Origin of the sequence: Agriterribacter sp. (assembly GCF_035445465.1) — a bacterium.
GTDB lineage: Bacteria > Bacteroidota > Bacteroidia > Chitinophagales > Chitinophagaceae > Agriterribacter.
This window is the reverse complement of record NZ_DAOMQT010000004.1, coordinates 92123-109572: the sequence shown is the minus strand read 5'-3', so window position 1 is coordinate 109572 and position 17450 is coordinate 92123. Positions and strand designations below refer to the sequence as shown.

At 42.2% G+C, this 17450-nt stretch carries 14 protein-coding genes; 6 read left to right on the top strand and 8 right to left on the bottom strand.

What is annotated here, in order from left to right:
- Positions 1–9: 9 nt before the first annotated feature.
- Both gmk and PLE34_RS03600 read left to right on the top strand, forming a co-directional pair.
- Complete coding sequence (gene gmk / locus PLE34_RS03605; RefSeq protein WP_324554308.1) at positions 10–576, top strand: guanylate kinase; 567 nt, start codon at positions 10–12, stop codon at positions 574–576.
- 213 nt (positions 577–789) lie between these two features.
- Positions 790–2082 carry a hemolysin family protein gene (locus PLE34_RS03600; RefSeq protein ID WP_324554306.1) on the top strand — a complete coding sequence of 431 codons (1293 nt, stop codon included), beginning with the start codon at positions 790–792 and terminating at the stop codon, positions 2080–2082.
- A gap of 84 nt (positions 2083–2166) precedes the next feature.
- Here PLE34_RS03600 and PLE34_RS03595 read toward each other — a convergent pair whose 3' ends face one another.
- A complete protein-coding gene (locus PLE34_RS03595; protein ID WP_324554304.1) occupies positions 2167–3750 on the bottom strand; it encodes an FMN-binding glutamate synthase family protein in 1584 nt (527 codons plus the stop codon).
- Between the two features lie 500 nt (positions 3751–4250).
- Between PLE34_RS03595 and PLE34_RS03590 the strand changes: the two genes are divergently transcribed.
- Together PLE34_RS03590 and PLE34_RS03585 are read left to right on the top strand one after the other, a co-directional pair.
- Complete coding sequence (locus tag PLE34_RS03590; RefSeq protein ID WP_324554302.1) at positions 4251–5258, top strand: aspartate-semialdehyde dehydrogenase; 1008 nt, start codon at positions 4251–4253, stop codon at positions 5256–5258.
- A 439-nt stretch (positions 5259–5697) separates the two neighbouring features.
- Positions 5698–6750, top strand: a complete 1053-nt coding sequence (locus tag PLE34_RS03585; RefSeq protein ID WP_324554300.1) for an acyltransferase family protein — start codon at positions 5698–5700, stop codon at positions 6748–6750.
- 143 nt (positions 6751–6893) lie between these two features.
- Here the strand turns inward: PLE34_RS03585 and PLE34_RS03580 are convergent, their stop codons facing one another.
- From PLE34_RS03580 to ligA, 3 genes are all read right to left on the bottom strand, one after another.
- Positions 6894–7562, bottom strand: a complete 669-nt coding sequence (locus PLE34_RS03580) for a DUF2461 domain-containing protein (RefSeq protein WP_324554298.1) — start codon at positions 7560–7562, stop codon at positions 6894–6896.
- Between the two features lie 79 nt (positions 7563–7641).
- Positions 7642–8205, bottom strand: coding sequence for an NUMOD4 domain-containing protein (locus tag PLE34_RS03575; RefSeq protein ID WP_324554296.1), 564 nt, complete (start codon positions 8203–8205; stop codon positions 7642–7644).
- A gap of 103 nt (positions 8206–8308) precedes the next feature.
- The gene (ligA, locus tag PLE34_RS03570) at positions 8309–10417 is read right to left on the bottom strand and encodes an NAD-dependent DNA ligase LigA (protein ID WP_324554294.1); all 2109 of its coding nucleotides are present in this window, start codon (positions 10415–10417) and stop codon (positions 8309–8311) included.
- A 129-nt stretch (positions 10418–10546) separates the two neighbouring features.
- Between ligA and PLE34_RS03565 the strand changes: the two genes are divergently transcribed.
- Positions 10547–12187, top strand: coding sequence for an amidohydrolase (locus tag PLE34_RS03565; RefSeq protein WP_324554292.1), 1641 nt, complete (start codon positions 10547–10549; stop codon positions 12185–12187).
- A gap of 26 nt (positions 12188–12213) precedes the next feature.
- Here PLE34_RS03565 and PLE34_RS03560 read toward each other — a convergent pair whose 3' ends face one another.
- The 3 genes from PLE34_RS03560 to apaG form a co-directional block, all read right to left on the bottom strand.
- Positions 12214–13074 carry a DNA adenine methylase gene (locus PLE34_RS03560; RefSeq protein ID WP_324554290.1) on the bottom strand — a complete coding sequence of 287 codons (861 nt, stop codon included), beginning with the start codon at positions 13072–13074 and terminating at the stop codon, positions 12214–12216.
- A gap of 216 nt (positions 13075–13290) precedes the next feature.
- Entirely contained in the window at positions 13291–14361 is a 1071-nt protein-coding gene (locus PLE34_RS03555; protein ID WP_324554288.1) for a fatty acid desaturase family protein, read from the bottom strand.
- Positions 14362–14535: 174 nt separating this feature from the next.
- Positions 14536–14922, bottom strand: coding sequence for a Co2+/Mg2+ efflux facilitator ApaG/CorD (gene apaG / locus PLE34_RS03550; protein WP_152268276.1), 387 nt, complete (start codon positions 14920–14922; stop codon positions 14536–14538).
- 155 nt (positions 14923–15077) lie between these two features.
- Between apaG and PLE34_RS03545 the strand changes: the two genes are divergently transcribed.
- Positions 15078–16529, top strand: coding sequence for an isocitrate/isopropylmalate family dehydrogenase (locus PLE34_RS03545; RefSeq protein ID WP_324554285.1), 1452 nt, complete (start codon positions 15078–15080; stop codon positions 16527–16529).
- A gap of 230 nt (positions 16530–16759) precedes the next feature.
- Here PLE34_RS03545 and PLE34_RS03540 read toward each other — a convergent pair whose 3' ends face one another.
- Entirely contained in the window at positions 16760–17401 is a 642-nt protein-coding gene (locus PLE34_RS03540) for a LysE family translocator (RefSeq protein ID WP_324554283.1), read from the bottom strand.
- Between the last annotated feature and the right edge of the window lie 49 nt (positions 17402–17450).

The following is a 17450-nucleotide window of genomic DNA, read 5'->3' as shown; positions in this document are numbered from 1 at the left end:
TACTCAATCATGAATCAAAATAAGATCATTATTATTACGGCGCCATCGGGTGCAGGCAAAACCACTATCGTGCAATACCTGTTGCAGCAATATCCCAAGCAGCTTGCATTTTCAATATCTGCCACCACCCGCGAGCGCAGGGCAAATGAAACCGATGGCAGGGACTATTATTTTTTGAGTAAGGAAATATTCCAGCAGAAAATACAGCACAACGAATTTGTAGAATGGGAAATGGTATATGAAGGAAAATATTACGGCACTTTACAATCGGAGCTGGAACGTATCTGGAAAACCGGCAGAATTCCTGTATTAGACATTGATGTTAAAGGCGCATTACATATACAGCGCCGTTTCCCGGAATCTTCTTTTTCTCTTTTCATTCAACCCCCTTCGGTTACAGAATTAAAAAGAAGACTGGAAAGCAGGGGAACAGAGACCGTGGAATCGCTGGAAGCAAGAGTAAATAAAGCCGCTTACGAGCTGTCATTTAAGGATCATTTTAACTACACTATTGTAAATAATCACCTTGAAACAGCCTGCCACGAGGCGGAAAAGATCATTACCGGCTTTTTCTAATTCGGAACATGATCCGGCCAAACCATATTGGAACAGCGCAGGCTTTGGGTGATATATTTCAACTTATCAATTAAGCATACAACACGGTATGCTCCTATTCCGTTCTCCCTGTATAGTTAAAAATGGCACATATTAAAATAATTGTAATAAGCGGTAATATTTCTATTTCGTGTTATTAAACATTATTAATCAATTTATTATATTTGAGTACGTATGACTGATGTAGATATATTAAAATTAGTCGGTATCATTTTAACCTTGCTGCTGGTTGGTTTTTTTGCAGGCATTGAAGTAGCTTTTGTATCTGCTAACAAGTTTTCTTTTGAACTCAAGAGAAAACAGGGCTTACGCAGCGGGAGAATATTATCACAGCTACTTGAACAGCCGGTAAAGTTCATAGGAACCACTTTGGTAGGCCTTAGTTTGGCCGTGGTAATATACGGATTGCTGGTAGGAGAATTTCTGTCGCCGTTGTGGGACTGGATTGAGCTGCATCTTGCCGCATCATTTTCGGCATATGTAAAATATTTACGGCTTATTTTTGAAACCCTGCTTTCCACTTTAATCCTCCTTATTGTTCAGTTTTCCTTTAAAGCCGTATTCAGGGCAAAAAATGATTCTGTACTATCTATTTTTGCCCAGTTAGGCATACTGGATTTTTTTCATAGCATTCTTTATCCTATTGCTGCTTTTTTTATCAGCATTTCTGAATGGATACTTACTTATTTGTTCAACATCCGGATATCTGATCAAAAGAAAGCCGCCATCTCCCCGGTGGATCTTGAACATTTTATTCAGCAGCATAAAAATCAGTCGGACGGCGGACAGGATATGAATGCCCAGCTTTTTGAGAATGCATTGCAGCTTCCTTCCGTTAAAATACGCCAGTGCCTTATACCACGCAAGGAGATCGAATCTATTGAGATAAACATGTCAATACACGACGTAAAGCAAAAATTCATTAATACTAAATTAAGCAGGCTGGTAGTATATGAAAACAGCATTGATAATATCCGGGGATATATTCACCAGATTGAACTTTTTAAAAACCCACCCGATATACAATCTATCCTGTTACCCATACCGGCGGTGCCCGAAAGCATGAGTGCGATGGATCTGATCAGCAAATTCACCAAAGAGCAAAAAAGCATTGCCTGGGTAGTAGATGAATTTGGAGGCACCGCGGGCATTATTACCATGGAAGACCTGCTGGAGGAAATTTTTGGTGAAATACGTGATGAGTATGATACGGATAAATTTGTTGAAAAGCAAATAGCTGAAAATGAATTCATTTTTTCGGGCAGGCTGGAGTTGGATTATTTAAACAAAAAATTTCATCTTGATTTTGGCGAAACAGAATCGGAAACCCTTTCGGGCTATATCATCCAGCACCACGAAATGATACCGAAGATCAAGGAAAGGATTATCATTGACAGTTATGAATTTGATATCATTAATGTGAGCGATACCCGCATTGAGATGGTTAAAATGAAGCGGCTGAAATGAGGGAACGGCTCATGGTGAATGGCGAAATGTTAACCCACAACCTCAAACTTGCAACCTGCAAGCTGTAACCCCTCTCCATCTTCATCACCACCTGTCTGCACTTGCCGCTTCTATGTCCTGCTTATACTTTTCCGGTATATTGCCATTGAGGAGGCAGCCGGGTTGCAGCGATGGAAAGATATCTTCAAATGTTCTTACTTCATTCATAAATACCCGCCGGTAAATATGCGAGCGGGTTAACTGTTCCTTTTCGCCTACCCCCGCTGCGCTGCAGAGCTCTACAAAAGACTTCACCGTTTCTTCATGGTAATTGGCAACCCTGTATTTTTTATCTTTTACTACTAAACCCACCGTTAATTGCGGGTTCTGCGTGGCAACGCCCGTAGGGCACCTGTTGGTATTGCATAACAACGCCTGTATACACCCAATGGCCATCATCATGGCCCTGGCGCTATTACAGCCATCTGCACCCAGCGCTAGTGCGCGGAGTATATGAAAGCCTGATAAAATTTTTCCGGAAGCAATTACTTTAATATGCTGCCTTATACCAAATCCTATAAGCATATTATGCACAAAAGCCAAACCATCCATCATGGGTGCTCCCACGTAATTGGAAAATTCCTGGGGGGCAGCGCCCGTGCCTCCTTCCCCGCCATCTATCGTTATAAAATCGGGGTAAATATCTAACTCCACCATTGCTTTGCATATTCCCGCAAATTCACTTTTCCTGCCTACACAAAGTTTAAAGCCAACGGGTCTTCCCTCACTCCATTCTCTTAGTTGTTGTATAAATAGTATCAATCCTTTAGGGGAGCTGAACGCACTGTGGAAGGGTGGTGAAGCCACTGTTGTGAAAGGCTGTACATGCCGGATAGTTGCAATTTCAAGCGTATTCTTTTTGGCGGGTAAAATGCCGCCATGCCCCGGTTTGGCGCCCTGCGAAAGCTTGAGCTCTACCATTTTAATTTGCGGTCTGTTCACATTTTTCTTAAACACTTCTGCCGAAAAATTACCTGCCTCATCCCGGCAGCCAAAATACCCTGTTCCTATCTGCCATATAAGATCGCCTTCCTGTTTAAGATGATAAGCGCTTATGCCTCCTTCGCCGGTGTTGTGTGCAAAGCCTCCTATTTTAGCGCCTCCGTTCAGCGCTTCAATAGCATTCGGGCTTAACGATCCAAAGCTCATTGCCGACACATTTAAAATGCTGGATGAATAAGGCTGTTTGCAGTCTTTATTGCCAATAAGTATTCTCGGATCGTGGTTTAAGCTGTTAAAATCCTTTGGTGCAATGGAATGGCTCAGCCACTCGTACCCTTCTTCATATACATTTAATTGCGTACCAAAAGGCATCGTATCCATTTCCCGTTTGGCCCGCTGGTATATGGTGGAACGGTCAATACGGTTAACAGGCCGTCCGTCTATATCCGATTCAATGAAATACTGGTACATTTTAGGCCGGATGTCTTCCATCCAGTAACGCATGCGCCCTACTACAGGATAATTGCGCATAATAGAATGCCGGGTTTGAAGCATATCATAAATACCCATAATAATGAGCAGCACCACTATAATAAAAGTTATCAGCCACCACCAGCTTACTGCATAGGATAATAGGCCTGTTACCAGCAAACTGACAAAAGCGGTAATAATAAACACCTTTCTCATGCTTTTTTTCAATTTGATTGTAGCAAATGTATTGAAATAAAGAGGGCAAAAAAAGGAGGGTACATAGCCGGGAAAAGAATCAATAAAATACAAAGTCTGAAGCCGGAAGCTCTAAATCCGAAGGATGCAATCAGATCAGCTACGGGCAATACAAAGAAAGCAGTATGCAGCCTGTCGTTAGTCGTTACAATCTGATAGCTGAGGACTGATGGCTGATAGCCGTAAATCCGGAACGAATGCAACCGTAAACCACGAATTAAAAAATCCGGATAGTCTTATTATATATATTTTTATTTTTTGGCAGAATCCCCGTACGTGATTACCTTTGCCGCCATCATGTTGGCAATGACAAAACATACAAAACGCACAAAGAAACAATTCCTGGAAAGGAAAGGTTAAGGAGTGTATTGTATGACCGAATATATTCAAAGGCCTTTCCGGAACAGGGAAGGCTTTTTTAATGTGATGTATCAAAACTAAAACCATAAAACAAATCAAAAATGAAAGTTGTAGTAGTTGGGGCCACAGGATTAGTAGGCACTAAAATGTTACAGGTTCTTGCGGAAAGAAATTTCCCGGTAACGGAATTATTCCCCGTTGCCTCGGAAAGATCTATTGGTAAAGAAGTGGAATTTAAGGATAAAAAATACAAGGTAGTAAGTGCTGCCGGTGCTATTGCAGCGAAACCTGATGTGGCTTTGTTTTCGGCTGGCGGAAGTACTTCCCTGGCGTTAGCTCCTCAATTTGCCGCAGCAGGCATTACCGTTATTGATAACTCTTCTGCATGGCGCATGGACCCTTCTAAGAAATTAGTGGTGCCCGAAATTAATGCCGATGCCCTCACAAAAGACGATAAGATCATCGCTAACCCCAATTGCTCTACTATACAAATGGTAGTGGCGCTTAACCCGCTGCATAAAAAATACAACATACAAAGAATTGTAGTAAGTACGTACCAGAGTGTTACCGGCACAGGCGTGAAAGCCGTGGAACAAATGCTGGGTGAAAGAAACCTTGCGGTTAAAGGAAGTAGCGGCGAATACCCGATGGCCTATAAATACCCGATTGACCTGAACGTTATACCTCAAATTGATGTGTTCCTTGATAACGGGTATACTAAGGAAGAGATGAAAATGGTGAATGAAACCCGCAAAATATTAAGGGATGACAGTATCCGGGTAACTGCTACCACTGTTCGCATTCCGGTTATGGGCGGGCACAGCGAAAGCGTAAACATTGAGTTTGAGCAGGATTATGATTTGAATGAGGTAAAGGAAATACTGGGCAGGGCGCCTGGTGTAGTGGTAGTTGATGACCCTTCTAATGCCCTGTACCCTATGCCTAAAGATGCGTATGAAAAGGATGACGTATTTGTGGGAAGGCTAAGAAGGGATGAATCGCAGCCCAACACACTGAACATGTGGATTGTTAGCGATAACCTCCGTAAAGGTGCGGCAACCAACGCGGTGCAGATTGCGGAGTACCTGGTAGCTCAAAATCTATTATAACTATTACCCGCATTACCTAATAAATGAAATAGAGCTATACTCCCTGGGGTGGCATAGCTTTCCTGACATCTTAAATACTTATTATTAATATCATATGGTATATTCATGTATCCGGTTTTTTTTAATATAAAAAAACAATATCTTTAAATAAAGCAGTTGCCATGACTAAAGTGTGGTAATAATAGTATGCATCTTATGCGGTCTTGTGTTTTCGTAAAGAAAGAACTATTGCTCATTACTAACAGCCTTTATTAATCCAATACCTATAGCGACCCCTGCTTAACCAGCGGTATATAATATACTTGCTGGTTGGAAAGCAAGTAACATTCCTTATAATTTTGTATGCTACAGAATTTTGTGGCCGATAATATAATTCTTAAGTCAGTTCCTGACAGGGAATGAATTGGAGTTGTATCTAATTTAATACTTGACTGTTTTTATGAGATTAACTTATTACCATTCTGTAGACGGGCTAAGGGGAGTTACGGCATTAATGATAATTGCGGGGCATTTTTTTACATTAAAGAGATCGATGAATTCTGTAGCCCTGCATTCTATTTTCGAATTTTGTGGCACAGGCGTTTCATTGTTTTTTTTGCTATCGGGTTTTTTTATTACAAGAATACTTTTAAAATCACTTGGCTCTGAACACTACTTCAAAAATTTTTATGTAAGAAGGGCGTTGCGGATATTTCCTCTCTATTATTTTGCCCTGGCGGTTTATTATATTACTTCCAGAATTTTCGGCATAGGATTTCAATATTCAGCATCATCTGGTAGTCAGGCTTATTATTATTTCTTTCTTCAAAATATAGCAAATACTTTTTCATGGAAAGCCTCCGGCCCCTATCATTTCTGGTCATTGGCGTTGCAGGAACACTTCTATTTATTTTGGCCGGCTATTGTCTATTTTTTTTATAAAACAACAGGAAGGAGATTGCTATTTGTTTCAGTATTGCTACTGCTTCTGCCGTTACTGGTACGCTACTTTATGCTTTTAAAGGGGTATAGCATCAATCATTTTACCTTCGCCAGGCTGGATCAACTGGCACTTGGAGGGATATTAGCTATTTTAGAAAAGAACAAAGTATTAACACAAAAAAACCTGAAGTATTTTATTATCTGCATTGTAAGCGGTCTTGCACTTACTGCCTTTGCCCAACTTAAGCTCTCTTCGTTTTATTTTGAGCTTTTGAAACATAATATTTTAGGTGTCCTTTATTTTGGTGTTATCGGTTATTGCGTCATTAATGAAAACAATGGTTTTCTTACTAAAGCGATAAAACAAAAGCCCTTAATGTATTTGGGGAAGATAAGTTTGGGAATGTATGTATGGCATGTGTTAGTCGTCTTCTTTATCAATCATGGCAGTTCTACCGGGTATTCACTTTTCGATTTTTTAATACTCGTTGGCATAACCACCTTATTAGCATCCATGAGTTATTATTGGCTTGAAAAGCCTTTCCTCCAGCTTAAAAATCGATTTGTTTAATCAAAGATGGAATTGCTGCTTACACACGCCACACTATAGCTATTTGAAACCTTCTTACAGGCATCTACAATATATTGCATTAATCCCTAATGTAGCATATGTAATATCCGGAAAGAAGTAATAGCATGAGCGTGTGAGTTGCTTTATTCTTCTATGGCTCGGTTCAAAAAATAAATCAGTGGTTGTATAGCGCTGAAAGCGCTTACGGTTTGCTTTAGCAGGGTTGCGGAACTTAAATCCGCATCATTGATTTCCTGCATGGCAATCCAGCTTTTAAGCTTAAGGTAGGATGCAGCAGGATTGTCTTTAGCATATCCTTTGGGTACATTCACCAAAGTGATTTCCGGTTCGTTATCCAGATCGCCGTAAACTGTTTTAAACTTTTTTGCTGTGATGATTTTTTTGAATTCAGGCCAGCAATAATCAATTTCCTGTCTTATTTTTTGTGTTTCACCGGGCATGGGCATCCAAATGCCGCCGCCTATAAAACTATTGTCGGGCTCAAGGTGAAAGTAATACCCCGCAAAAACGGATTTTTTGCCGCCACGGTTAATACTGGCTGCAAAATTTTTTTTGTATGGCGTTTTATTTTTGCTGAACCGGATGTCCCTGTTAATGCGGAATAAGCATTGCTTAGCAATTAAAGGAGCAATGGAAGGATCAGATTTACCAAATGCATCAATTACAGATTGAATAAAATCTTCATAGTCTTTGCGGGCGGTTTCGTATTCTTTTCTATGCAGATCAAACCAGGGCTTATTATTATTTTTTGCAAGATTTTTAAGGAACCGCACGGTAGCAGGTTGTATCATGGGGTATGTTTAATCTATAGTGCAACATTATAATTTAGTTTCAAATATCAAATTTGATATTGTTTCCGTTCGTTTTCCATCACTTTACTCTTCCCCAGTTTTCGCCGCTTTTAATCCTGTATAGCGTCATTTCGCTCACTGCATATTTTTCGGCAAGCTGCTTATAGGTGAGTTTACGTTTGGGGTCGGCAATGGTTTTTTTGATGGCGCTTACCTGGTTCGTATTCAGCTTCAGCCCCGAGGAGCGGTTAGCCTGAATTTTTTTATAGGCGATCTTGGCAGGGCTTTTTTGCTGGTGGCGGCTTACCTCGCTTAAAGTAGCCCATTTAAGGTTGGAGGATTTGTTATCTGTTTTATTGTAGTTGAGATGAATAACAAACTGGTGCCTGGGTGAGGGTTTTTTGCAAAATAAACGCGCAATCTCCCGGTGAATATAAAGGGTACCCTTGTTGTTGGGCCGGTGCAGGTTCAGGCTTCTGTATCCCGTGGTGAGCGATCCGCTGAGCAACTGCCCGTCTGCATAAATATCATCAGTATAGCTGGCTATTTTGCCATAGTTAGAGACAGCGTATTTCTTACGAAGCTGCTTCCATCCGGAAAACTGTAATGGCTTCCATGTTTCTCCGGGAGTTTTCTTTATCATAAGGAGATGTTTTTAGGTATTATAAATTTAATAAATTAGAATGGCTTCGCATATTTATTTTTATACCCATACTTTCTGCCATGGTTACCCTATGTAAAGCTCCTTATACAGCCGATCCGTTGATCATGCCCAAAAACGCCTCTTCATTAATGATTTTTATAGTTGCTATCTTCTTTGCCTTTTCAAACTTGGAGCCTGCGTCTTCTCCCACAACTAAGTAGTTCAGCTTACTGCTCACGCCGGTTAAAATGGCTCCGCCGTTTTCCTCCACAATGGCCTCCGCTTCGCTTCTTTTAAGCTTGTGGAGCGTGCCTGTAAAAAGAAAGGTTTGTCCTGCGAGGTTACTGCTGCTATGCAATGCTTTCTTTTCATTTTTAAGCTGCAATCCTATATCTTCCAACTGGTGCAGCATTTGTATGTTTTGTTCATTATGAAAAAACTGGTATACGCTTCCCGCCACTTTAGGACCCACATCTTCCAGCTCCTGTAATTGCTCACCCGTAAACCGGGTATAATCCAGCAGGTGATCAACCCGTTGTGCCAGCACTTTAGCCGTAGTTTCACCTATATAACGTATGCCCAATCCGTATATCAACCGGTGTAGCGGTTGCTTTTTGGAAGCGGCTATAGCTGCCTCCATATTCGTTACGCTCTTCTCTCCAAAGCCCTCCATTTTCCGGATCTTTTCAAAAGGGAGATGATAAATACCGGGAATATCCCTGAGGTAATCAAGCGCATAGAACTTTCGTACAATTGCATCACCCAAACCCCGTATATCCATAGCATCCTTGCTGTTGAAATGAATAATCCGTTCTACAATCTGTGCCGGGCAGTTGTTACTGTTGTTGCATCGCCATACCGCCTCATCTTCCGGCTTCTCCAGGGCATAACCGCAAACCGGACAGTTCACCGGAAAGTGAATGATCGCCTCATCACCTGTTCTGAGCTCAGGAAAGGATTTCACTACCTGCGGAATCACATCACCCGACCGTTCTATTAAAATAGTATCGCCCAATTGCAGGTTCTTCTCTTTAATATATTCTTCATTATGCAATGAAATGCTGCCTACGGTAACGCCCCCCACCTGCACGGGATCAATTTTTGCCACAGGCGTAACGGCCCCGGTTCTGCCTACCTGAAATTCTACCGCCATCAGCTTGCTGGTACCCTGCCTGGCCTTAAATTTATAAGCGATTGCCCAACGGGGATGGTGTGTGGTCATACCTAATCTTTCCTGTATTGCCAAATCATTTACCTTAATCACCATACCATCAATTTCATAAGGCAGTTCATCCCGCTGTTTTTCGAAAACTTCGCAGTATTCAATAATGGCAGATATGCCTTTAAATACTTTTTTTTCTTTTTCAGGGCTTCTGAACCCCAGTTCCCACAACATTTTTAAGGAACCGCTATGCGTTTGTAAGGCCGGCGGAGCACTATGTTTTGGCAAAAGACTTACATCGCTTATATGATACAGGAATGCTTCTAAGTTCCTGCGGCTTACTTCTCTGGGGTCTTTAATCCGCAATGAGCCTGCAGCGGCATTACGCGGATTAGCCAGCCTGTCTGCCCCCTGTTCTTCCAGCATATCATTATAGGCTTTGAAATGATTTTTATTCATCAGCACCTCGCCCCGGATTTCAATTTGTTGTATACCATAAGCCGAAAAATTTGCCGACAGGGGTACCGATCTGATCTGCCGGATGTTCGCAGTAATATCATCTCCTACCACGCCATCGCCCCTGGTAACGCCACGCACCAGCATATCGTTTTCATATATCAGTGAAATACTGGCCCCGTCGAACTTGGGTTCAACGCAATATTCCATTTCACTTAAACCACTAAGTTCCTTTGCTTTACGGTCAAAATCAATCAGGTCGGCTGCATCGTATGAATTATCGAGCGACAGCATGGGTACCAGGTGCTGTACTTTGGGGAAATCTTTGATAAGCCCTTTGGATACCCGTTGTGTGGGAGAGTCTGCCGTAATGAGTTCCGGGTGTTCCTGCTCTGTTTTTTCCAGCGCCTTATACAACTGGTCATATTCTGCATCAGCAATAAGCGGGTCATTCATTATATAATAGCGATACTCGTGAAAGCGCAGCACACTGCGCAGTTCATTCATTTGTGACGCATCAATTCCTTCACCGGTATGTTTTAAAAAAGTTACGGTTTGCTGCTGTAAATGCTGTGTTTGTTCTTTAGTATACATAGCGCATATTTTCTGCTGTAAAAGTAGTTCAAAGCAGTATAAGCAGCATAAGGTTAGCCTGTATTATCTTTTTGATGCATAATGGCCGGGGTGTTTTAATTTTATGCTTTACCCGCACAATTGGTTTTTATGAAATTGTTGTATTCCCTAATCGCAGTATGCAGCATACTATCCTGTAACACCAAAAAGAAGGTTGATCTTATTGTACACCATGCAGTGATCTATACCATCGACAGCAGCTTTAGTATAGCAGCGGCTTTGGCAGTAAACAAAGGGAAAATAGTGGCTGCCGGCAGTAATGAAGCCATCCTCGAACACTATACTTCAGATAATATAACAGATGCAAAAGGGAAATTTATTTATCCCGGGTTCATTGATGCGCATGCTCACTTTTATGGCTATGCGCTGAGTTTGCAGGAAGTGGATCTTACAGGAACGAAAAGCTGGGATGAATGTATAGTGCGTATAAAAGATTTTGTAAAAACGAAAGCCGTTCAACCCGGACAATGGATCATTGGAAGAGGCTGGGATCAGAACGACTGGCACAATAAAGCTTTCCCTGATAAAGCCAGGCTGGATGCGGAATTTCCCGGGCATCCTGTTTTACTAACGCGCATTGACGGGCATGCGGCTATTGCCAGCCAGATGGCTTTAACCAAAGCAGGCGTGCAGCCCGGAGAAACGATAGCAGGCGGGCTCATTGAAGTGAATAAAGGCCGCCTTACGGGTATTTTAGTTGACAACGCGGTAGGCCGGGTAAGCGGCATTATTCCTGAACAGGATGCGGAAGTTATAGAAGCCGCTTTTAAACAGGCTGAAAACAATTGTTTTGCCGCGGGACTAACCACTATCGTGGATTGTGGCTTGATGAAGGAGCAGGTGAGCCGTATAGATACGTTGCAAAAGAACGGAACGCTCCGCATGAAAATAGTAGCGCTACTATCCGATAGCCCCGAAAACTATGATTATTATCTGAGCAGGGGTGTTTATAAAACAGACCGTTTGCATGTGAACGGATTTAAGTTGTTTGCGGATGGCGCATTGGGTTCAAGAGGCGCCTGCCTGCTGCAGCCCTACCATGACCGGCCGGACTGGAAGGGCTTCCTGCTCAGCAATGCGGAGCATTACAAAGAGGTGTTGCAAAAACTATACGATTCACCCTTTCAGGCATGCACACACGCTATTGGCGATTCTGCTAACCGTGCTATCCTTAAGCTGTATGCCGGTATCTTAAAAGGAAAGAATGACCGGCGCTGGCGTATTGAACATGCGCAGGTAATTGACAGCGCCGATTTTGACCGGTTTGGAAATTACAGTATTATACCTTCTGTTCAGCCCACCCATGCCACATCCGATATGTATTGGGCGGCAGACCGGTTAGGTGCAAACCGCATGAAAGGAGCGTATGCGTATCATCAATTACTACTGCAAAACGGGTGGATTGCCTTGGGAACCGATTTCCCGGTGGAAGATATTAGCCCGTTCAAAACATTTTATGCGGCGGTTGTAAGAAAAGACATACAAAATTTTCCGCCCAATGGCTTTCAAACTGAAAATGCGTTAACCAAAGAACAGGCATTGAAGGGCATAACAATATGGGCAGCCAAAGGAAGTTTTGAAGAAAAGGAAAAAGGAAGCATTGAAAAAGGGAAATGGGCCGATTTTATTATTACCGATACCGATATCATGCAATGCGATCCATCTGATATTTTAAATACACAGGTATTATATACTTACGTGAACGGGGAAAAGGTATATGAAAGTAAATAGGGCTTGCTTCTGTTTGAGCAGGCCTCTTAATAAACGGGGTGTCCCTCAATTCTAAAATCCTTGCTGAAGATCAATATCTCTTTAGAGCTTTTATCATTGCTCATGCCGTATTTCCAGTTGGGCGTAAGGATATGAAAGCCTTCATACATTTCCCTGATCGGCGCACAATCATTATACGATAATATCCAGTGTTCCCTTTTTTTTAAAATCTCCGATAGCCCTTCATGGTCAAATCCTTTATGGGCGTCGCCTTTCCTGCCATATAAGGAACTTCCGATCAGGTAGGGCGGATCAAGATAAGTGAATGCATGCGGATGATCTGCCAGCGATTGTTTGAAATCTCCATTCGCAACGGTTATATTCGGATTATAAAAGTTCCTGAGTCTTTCAATTGCAGATAAGGTAAACCGGGGATGGTGAGGTGACATGCCACCTGAAAGGGTGGAACCTGAAAAAGAAGAGCGGTTCAGCACATAATATACTGCCGCTCTTTGCAATTTGGTTTTGAAGCGGGTTTGTGTTTTCTGCAGGGCATAAAAGGTATCCTTAGGAAGGGGGAAATATTTTTCTACTGCTTTTGCCAGTTCTCCCGGCTTGGTAACAACACATTCCCAGAATTCCACAAGCGGGGGGAAAACATCGTAGCCATATACTTTGGTTCCTTTTGCCGCTATAGCCAGTTCAATGGAGCCACCACCAAAAAAGGGCGATAAAAGCTTGTCGAGCCGCTTCGGAAAAAATTGTGTGATGAAATCAACCCCTCTTGTTTTTCCTCCGGGGTAACGGAGCAGGGAACGGCTGGTGTAATTACCGCCCGGGCCAGTTAATGCACTATTCGACCATTCAGGCAGCTCATCAACTATATTTCCTGGTTTAATACTCCTCATGGCAATTCAAATTTCCCGGGAGTTGTAACTCCATCTCTAATTTACACAGCAAAGGGGCTGTCTAAAAAGTAATATTTTGCCACAAAGGCACGAAGCCACGAAGAAAATAAAACCTGAAGATTATGACTCTGTGTCTTAGTGGCATATCTTCTATACCGGCCCTTTTGAGACAGCCCCTTTACCCTATTATATTTTGGAACCAATATTATTTATTGCTTACGGTTTTTGTCCCAACTGCTTCATAAACCGGTAATGCGATGCTACCGCTGCGCCAAGTGAAGGATAATAGATGTATTGCAAACCAAACTGCTGACAGGTTTGCTGTACTATTTTACTAATGGCCGGGTAGTGCACGTGGCTGATACGGGGAAACAGGTGGTGTTCGATCTGGAAATTCAATCCGCCCACAAGCCATGAAAGGAATTTATTATTTGCCGCGAAATTGGCCGTGGTTTTTACCTGGTGGATGGCCCACTCGTTTTCAATTTTTTTAGGCTCAATACCTGCCACTTCAAATTCTGCATGCTCTACCACATGCGCCAGTTGAAATACCACCGCAAGCGTTAATCCCAAAACAAAATGCATCACCAGGAAGCCTAACAACCAGGGCTGCCAGCCTAATACCAGGATTGGAATAACAATGGTAATGGCGATGTACAGTAATTTGGATATCCAGAAAGTAAGATGCTCCTGTATGTCCATTGGCTTTAATGGCGTGGTGTATACTTTGCGGGTTACATATTTTATATAATCCGTAATAAACAACAGGAAGAGGGAGGTAAATCCGTAAAGAAAAAACATATAGAACTGCTGGTAACGGTGAATGGGCTTCCAGGGCTGTGTGGAACATTCACGCATAAAAGGCATGTTATTAATGTCATCATCAATACCATCAATATTGGTATACGTATGATGCACGATATTATGCTTCAGTTTCCATAAAAAAGCATTTCCGCCCAGCGCATTCATACTTAAGCCAAACAGGTCGTTTACCCATTTGCGTGTGGAGTAGCTGCCATGACAGGCGTCGTGCATGATGTTAAAACCAATGCTGGCGAGGGTAAACCCGAATAAGCCACTCAGCAATATGCCTGTAAAGAGGTTAAGCGGAAGCAATAACAGGGAAAGATAGATCAGTATGGCGGCCGGTATAAGTACGGCCGATTTTAAATACAACTTCCAGTTACCGGTTTTGCGGATATTATTATCAATAAAATATTGATCTACGTTCGCTTTTAGCGCATTAAAGAACACTTTGTTCTTATTGTTGAAAGTAACCTTGTACATTTATTTAGTTTTTCCTGATGTGTGTGGTATATGGCGTATACCGTGCAATTAATGAATAACGTTTGTTTGGGGGAATAAATTTCAAAATCTATCTCACCTTTTCTCCTCTTGCTCAATAACTATTGATTTTACAGGCGGATGGGCAAAGGTACGGCTTTTATAGTGAAAAAGATGCTAATTCATCTTAAACGGAACGATCATATCAAATACGGGGATCTTAACATCAAATTGCTTTTTAGACGCAATATTTTCCATTACGTAGGTTCCGTACATTTTACCCATTTCCGTACGCAGGTTACAGCCACTTACATACTGGTATTGTTCGCCGGGGTTAATCTGGGGCTGAACGCCTACCACACCTTCCCCCTCTACTTCCCGCTGGGTGCCATTGCTGTCGAATATATACCAGTGCCGCCGCAGCAACTTTACAGGAAATGCATTATTGTTCTGTAAGGTAATGCGGTAAGCAAACATGAACTCACCGCTTACGGGATTACTGTAATCCGGCTGGTAGAATGTTTCAACCGTTACTGTTACCCCTTCCGTTACTTTTGATGCCATTGCCTTACCATAGTTTGGCTTAAAAGTAGCAAAAAACAATGACAGCCTGCGGAATTAATGAGAATTTTATATACGCAACCAAATCCGGTTTACCTTTACCGCAAAATCTGATGTGCCTTTTAATTCATATATATTAATATTAAATTCTTGTAATCATGAAAATTGCCGTAGCCAAAGGTGATGGAATAGGACCTGAGATAATGGATGCCGCTTTAAGCATATTTGAAGCCAATAAAGTGCCGCTTGAATATGAGTTTGTAGATATGGGAAAATGGGTTTTTGATAAGGGTTTTTCAAATGGAATGACGCCGGAAGCCAGGCTCACCATAGAAAGCCTCGGGCTGCTGTTTAAAGGCCCAATGGAAACACCCAAGGGCAAAGGGGTAAAAAGCATCAATGTAACTGCCCGCAAAACCTGGAATACTTTTGCGAACAAAAGAGTGTTTCAAACCCTGCACGGCGTAGATACCGTTTTTTCAAAAGCGGGAATACCCATTGATATTACGGTGGTAAGAGAAAATATTGAAGATACTTACGGTGGTATTGAACACATGCTTACGCATGATGTGGCTTTGAGCCGCCGCTTTATTACCCGCCCCGGAAGTGAACAGGTGATCCGGTATGCCTTTGAAATGGCTAAGCTAAAAAAGGCCAGGCGTGTGAGCTGCGGCCATAAAGCCAACATTATGAAAATAACGGATGGCTTGTTTTTGGAATGTTTTTATGAGGTAGCTAAAGCATACCCCGAACTGAAAGCGGATGATATTATTGTAGATGATCTTTGCATGAAGTTAGTAACCCGGCCCGATGCTTTTGACGTGGTGGTGCTCACTAATTTACAGGGCGATATTGTATCGGATCTGTGCGCAGGACTGGTAGGAGGGTTAGGCTTTGCGCCTTCCGCCAATATAGGCGATCATATTTCTATTTTTGAAGCAGTGCATGGTACCGCACCGGATATTGCAGGAAAAAATATAGCCAATCCTACCGCTTTAATATTAAGTGGCGTATCTATGCTGCTGCACCTGGGTTTAACAGAGAATGCGGGGTTAATAGAAAATGCGCTGCTGTATACTTTGGAAAGTGGTGTGCATACCGGTGATTTCGGTGATAAATCCACACCTGCTGTAAATACAACAGAATTTGCCAATGCCATCATAAGCAATCTTGGTAAAAAACCGGAATTTAACGCAAAGCTCGTTATAGCCAACAAGCCTGGTACGCCTGTTCCTTTTAAGCTGCAGCAAAATGCCATGATGGTGTCAAAAGAAACCGGTGATGAAAATATTGTGGGTGTTGATATGTTCATAGAAAGTGATGAGCAGCCCATGGTTATTGCTAACAAATGCCAGCGGCATGCCGGGGTTAAATTTAAATTAGTAAACATCAGTAACCGCGGCACGCAGGTGTGGCCTACCGGTTCGGTATACACGAACCTGGTAAACTTATACAATGTGCGGTTCGAAAGCCTTGATGAAGAACCGCTTACCCAGCAGGATGTACTCGGGCTTTATGTAAGCCTGAGCGGTAACTTTAAAATATGCTCTTCCGAGCTGCTGAATATGTGGGGTGATAAGAAAGCGTACAGCCTGGCCCAGGGCCAGTGAGAAAACATAGAAACAATAGGTACACATCGTTTTTAATATACCCCCATCATGTTTTCCTATGCCCTATTGTGCCTGTGTATTGAATACAACAAACGAGCCACATAGTACATGCCTATGAAATCAATGTTCCTGTGCAAAAACATCCAAAACTCAGGTTAGATTAGAACAGGCACCTTAACCCTGCCTTTCCCTGTACCCTGCAACCTGTACCCTATACCCTGCAACACCCTTCACTGTACTTTATCACTCCAAAAAATGATCCCATATATTAAGGCAAAGGCAAAGGCAATTAAAATACCTCCTGAAATTTTAGTGATCACTGAAATATTATGAACGGTTAGCTTCTTACGCAAACTCCCCGCCAGCAGTACTTTTGCCGCGTCTGCCAGCATATTAAAAACGATACAGATTGTAAAGATGATGATCCGCTGCTGAAGGGTGTGGCTTACTGCAAATGCCGTTGCATTTACCAGCCAAAAAATAATAACACTGGGGTTAAGGGTATTGATCAGGAACCCGGAAAAAAAAATCTGGGTATGGTCGCCCCTGCCTAATTTAATCTCCAGCCCGCCGCCGTTTACCCTTATCCTTGTTTTTTTGAAAAAGAGATAATAGACGCCCATAGCCAGCAAAAAAGAGCTGCCGGTATAGCCAATCAGCTTTTTATATTCCAGCAATTCTTTCACCAGTTCGGTAAAGGCATTGCATAACACTACCAGGATTATATCGCTTATCCATACACCCGCAACAAAACTAAAGCCGCCTTCGTGGCCATTATAAATACTCTGCTTTATTATGGTAAAGATAACCGGGCCAACAGACAAGGCTAAAACTAACCCCAGCGCCAATCCTTTCAAAAGGGCCTCAATCATGGTTTACCGTTTAAATTCATCAATTTGGAAACATAAATGTAAGAAACCA

Bases quoted from the DNA above. Each gene is read 5' to 3' on its own strand.
- PLE34_RS03590 (WP_324554302.1), top strand. From the start codon at position 4,251: ATGAAAGTTGTAGTAGTTGGGGCCACAGGATTAGTAGGCACTAAAATG.
- PLE34_RS03565 (WP_324554292.1), top strand. From the start codon at position 10,547: ATGAAATTGTTGTATTCCCTAATCGCAGTATGCAGCATACTATCCTGT.
- PLE34_RS03600 (WP_324554306.1), top strand. From the start codon at position 790: ATGACTGATGTAGATATATTAAAATTAGTCGGTATCATTTTAACCTTG.
- PLE34_RS03540 (WP_324554283.1), bottom strand. From the start codon at position 17,401: ATGATTGAGGCCCTTTTGAAAGGATTGGCGCTGGGGTTAGTTTTAGCC.
- PLE34_RS03585 (WP_324554300.1), top strand. From the start codon at position 5,698: ATGAGATTAACTTATTACCATTCTGTAGACGGGCTAAGGGGAGTTACG.
- PLE34_RS03560 (WP_324554290.1), bottom strand. From the start codon at position 13,074: ATGAGGAGTATTAAACCAGGAAATATAGTTGATGAGCTGCCTGAATGG.
- apaG (WP_152268276.1), bottom strand. From the start codon at position 14,922: ATGGCATCAAAAGTAACGGAAGGGGTAACAGTAACGGTTGAAACATTC.
- PLE34_RS03555 (WP_324554288.1), bottom strand. From the start codon at position 14,361: ATGTACAAGGTTACTTTCAACAATAAGAACAAAGTGTTCTTTAATGCG.
- ligA (WP_324554294.1), bottom strand. From the start codon at position 10,417: ATGTATACTAAAGAACAAACACAGCATTTACAGCAGCAAACCGTAACT.
- PLE34_RS03545 (WP_324554285.1), top strand. From the start codon at position 15,078: ATGAAAATTGCCGTAGCCAAAGGTGATGGAATAGGACCTGAGATAATG.
- gmk (WP_324554308.1), top strand. From the start codon at position 10: ATGAATCAAAATAAGATCATTATTATTACGGCGCCATCGGGTGCAGGC.
- PLE34_RS03595 (WP_324554304.1), bottom strand. From the start codon at position 3,750: ATGAGAAAGGTGTTTATTATTACCGCTTTTGTCAGTTTGCTGGTAACA.
- PLE34_RS03575 (WP_324554296.1), bottom strand. From the start codon at position 8,205: ATGATAAAGAAAACTCCCGGAGAAACATGGAAGCCATTACAGTTTTCC.
- PLE34_RS03580 (WP_324554298.1), bottom strand. From the start codon at position 7,562: ATGATACAACCTGCTACCGTGCGGTTCCTTAAAAATCTTGCAAAAAAT.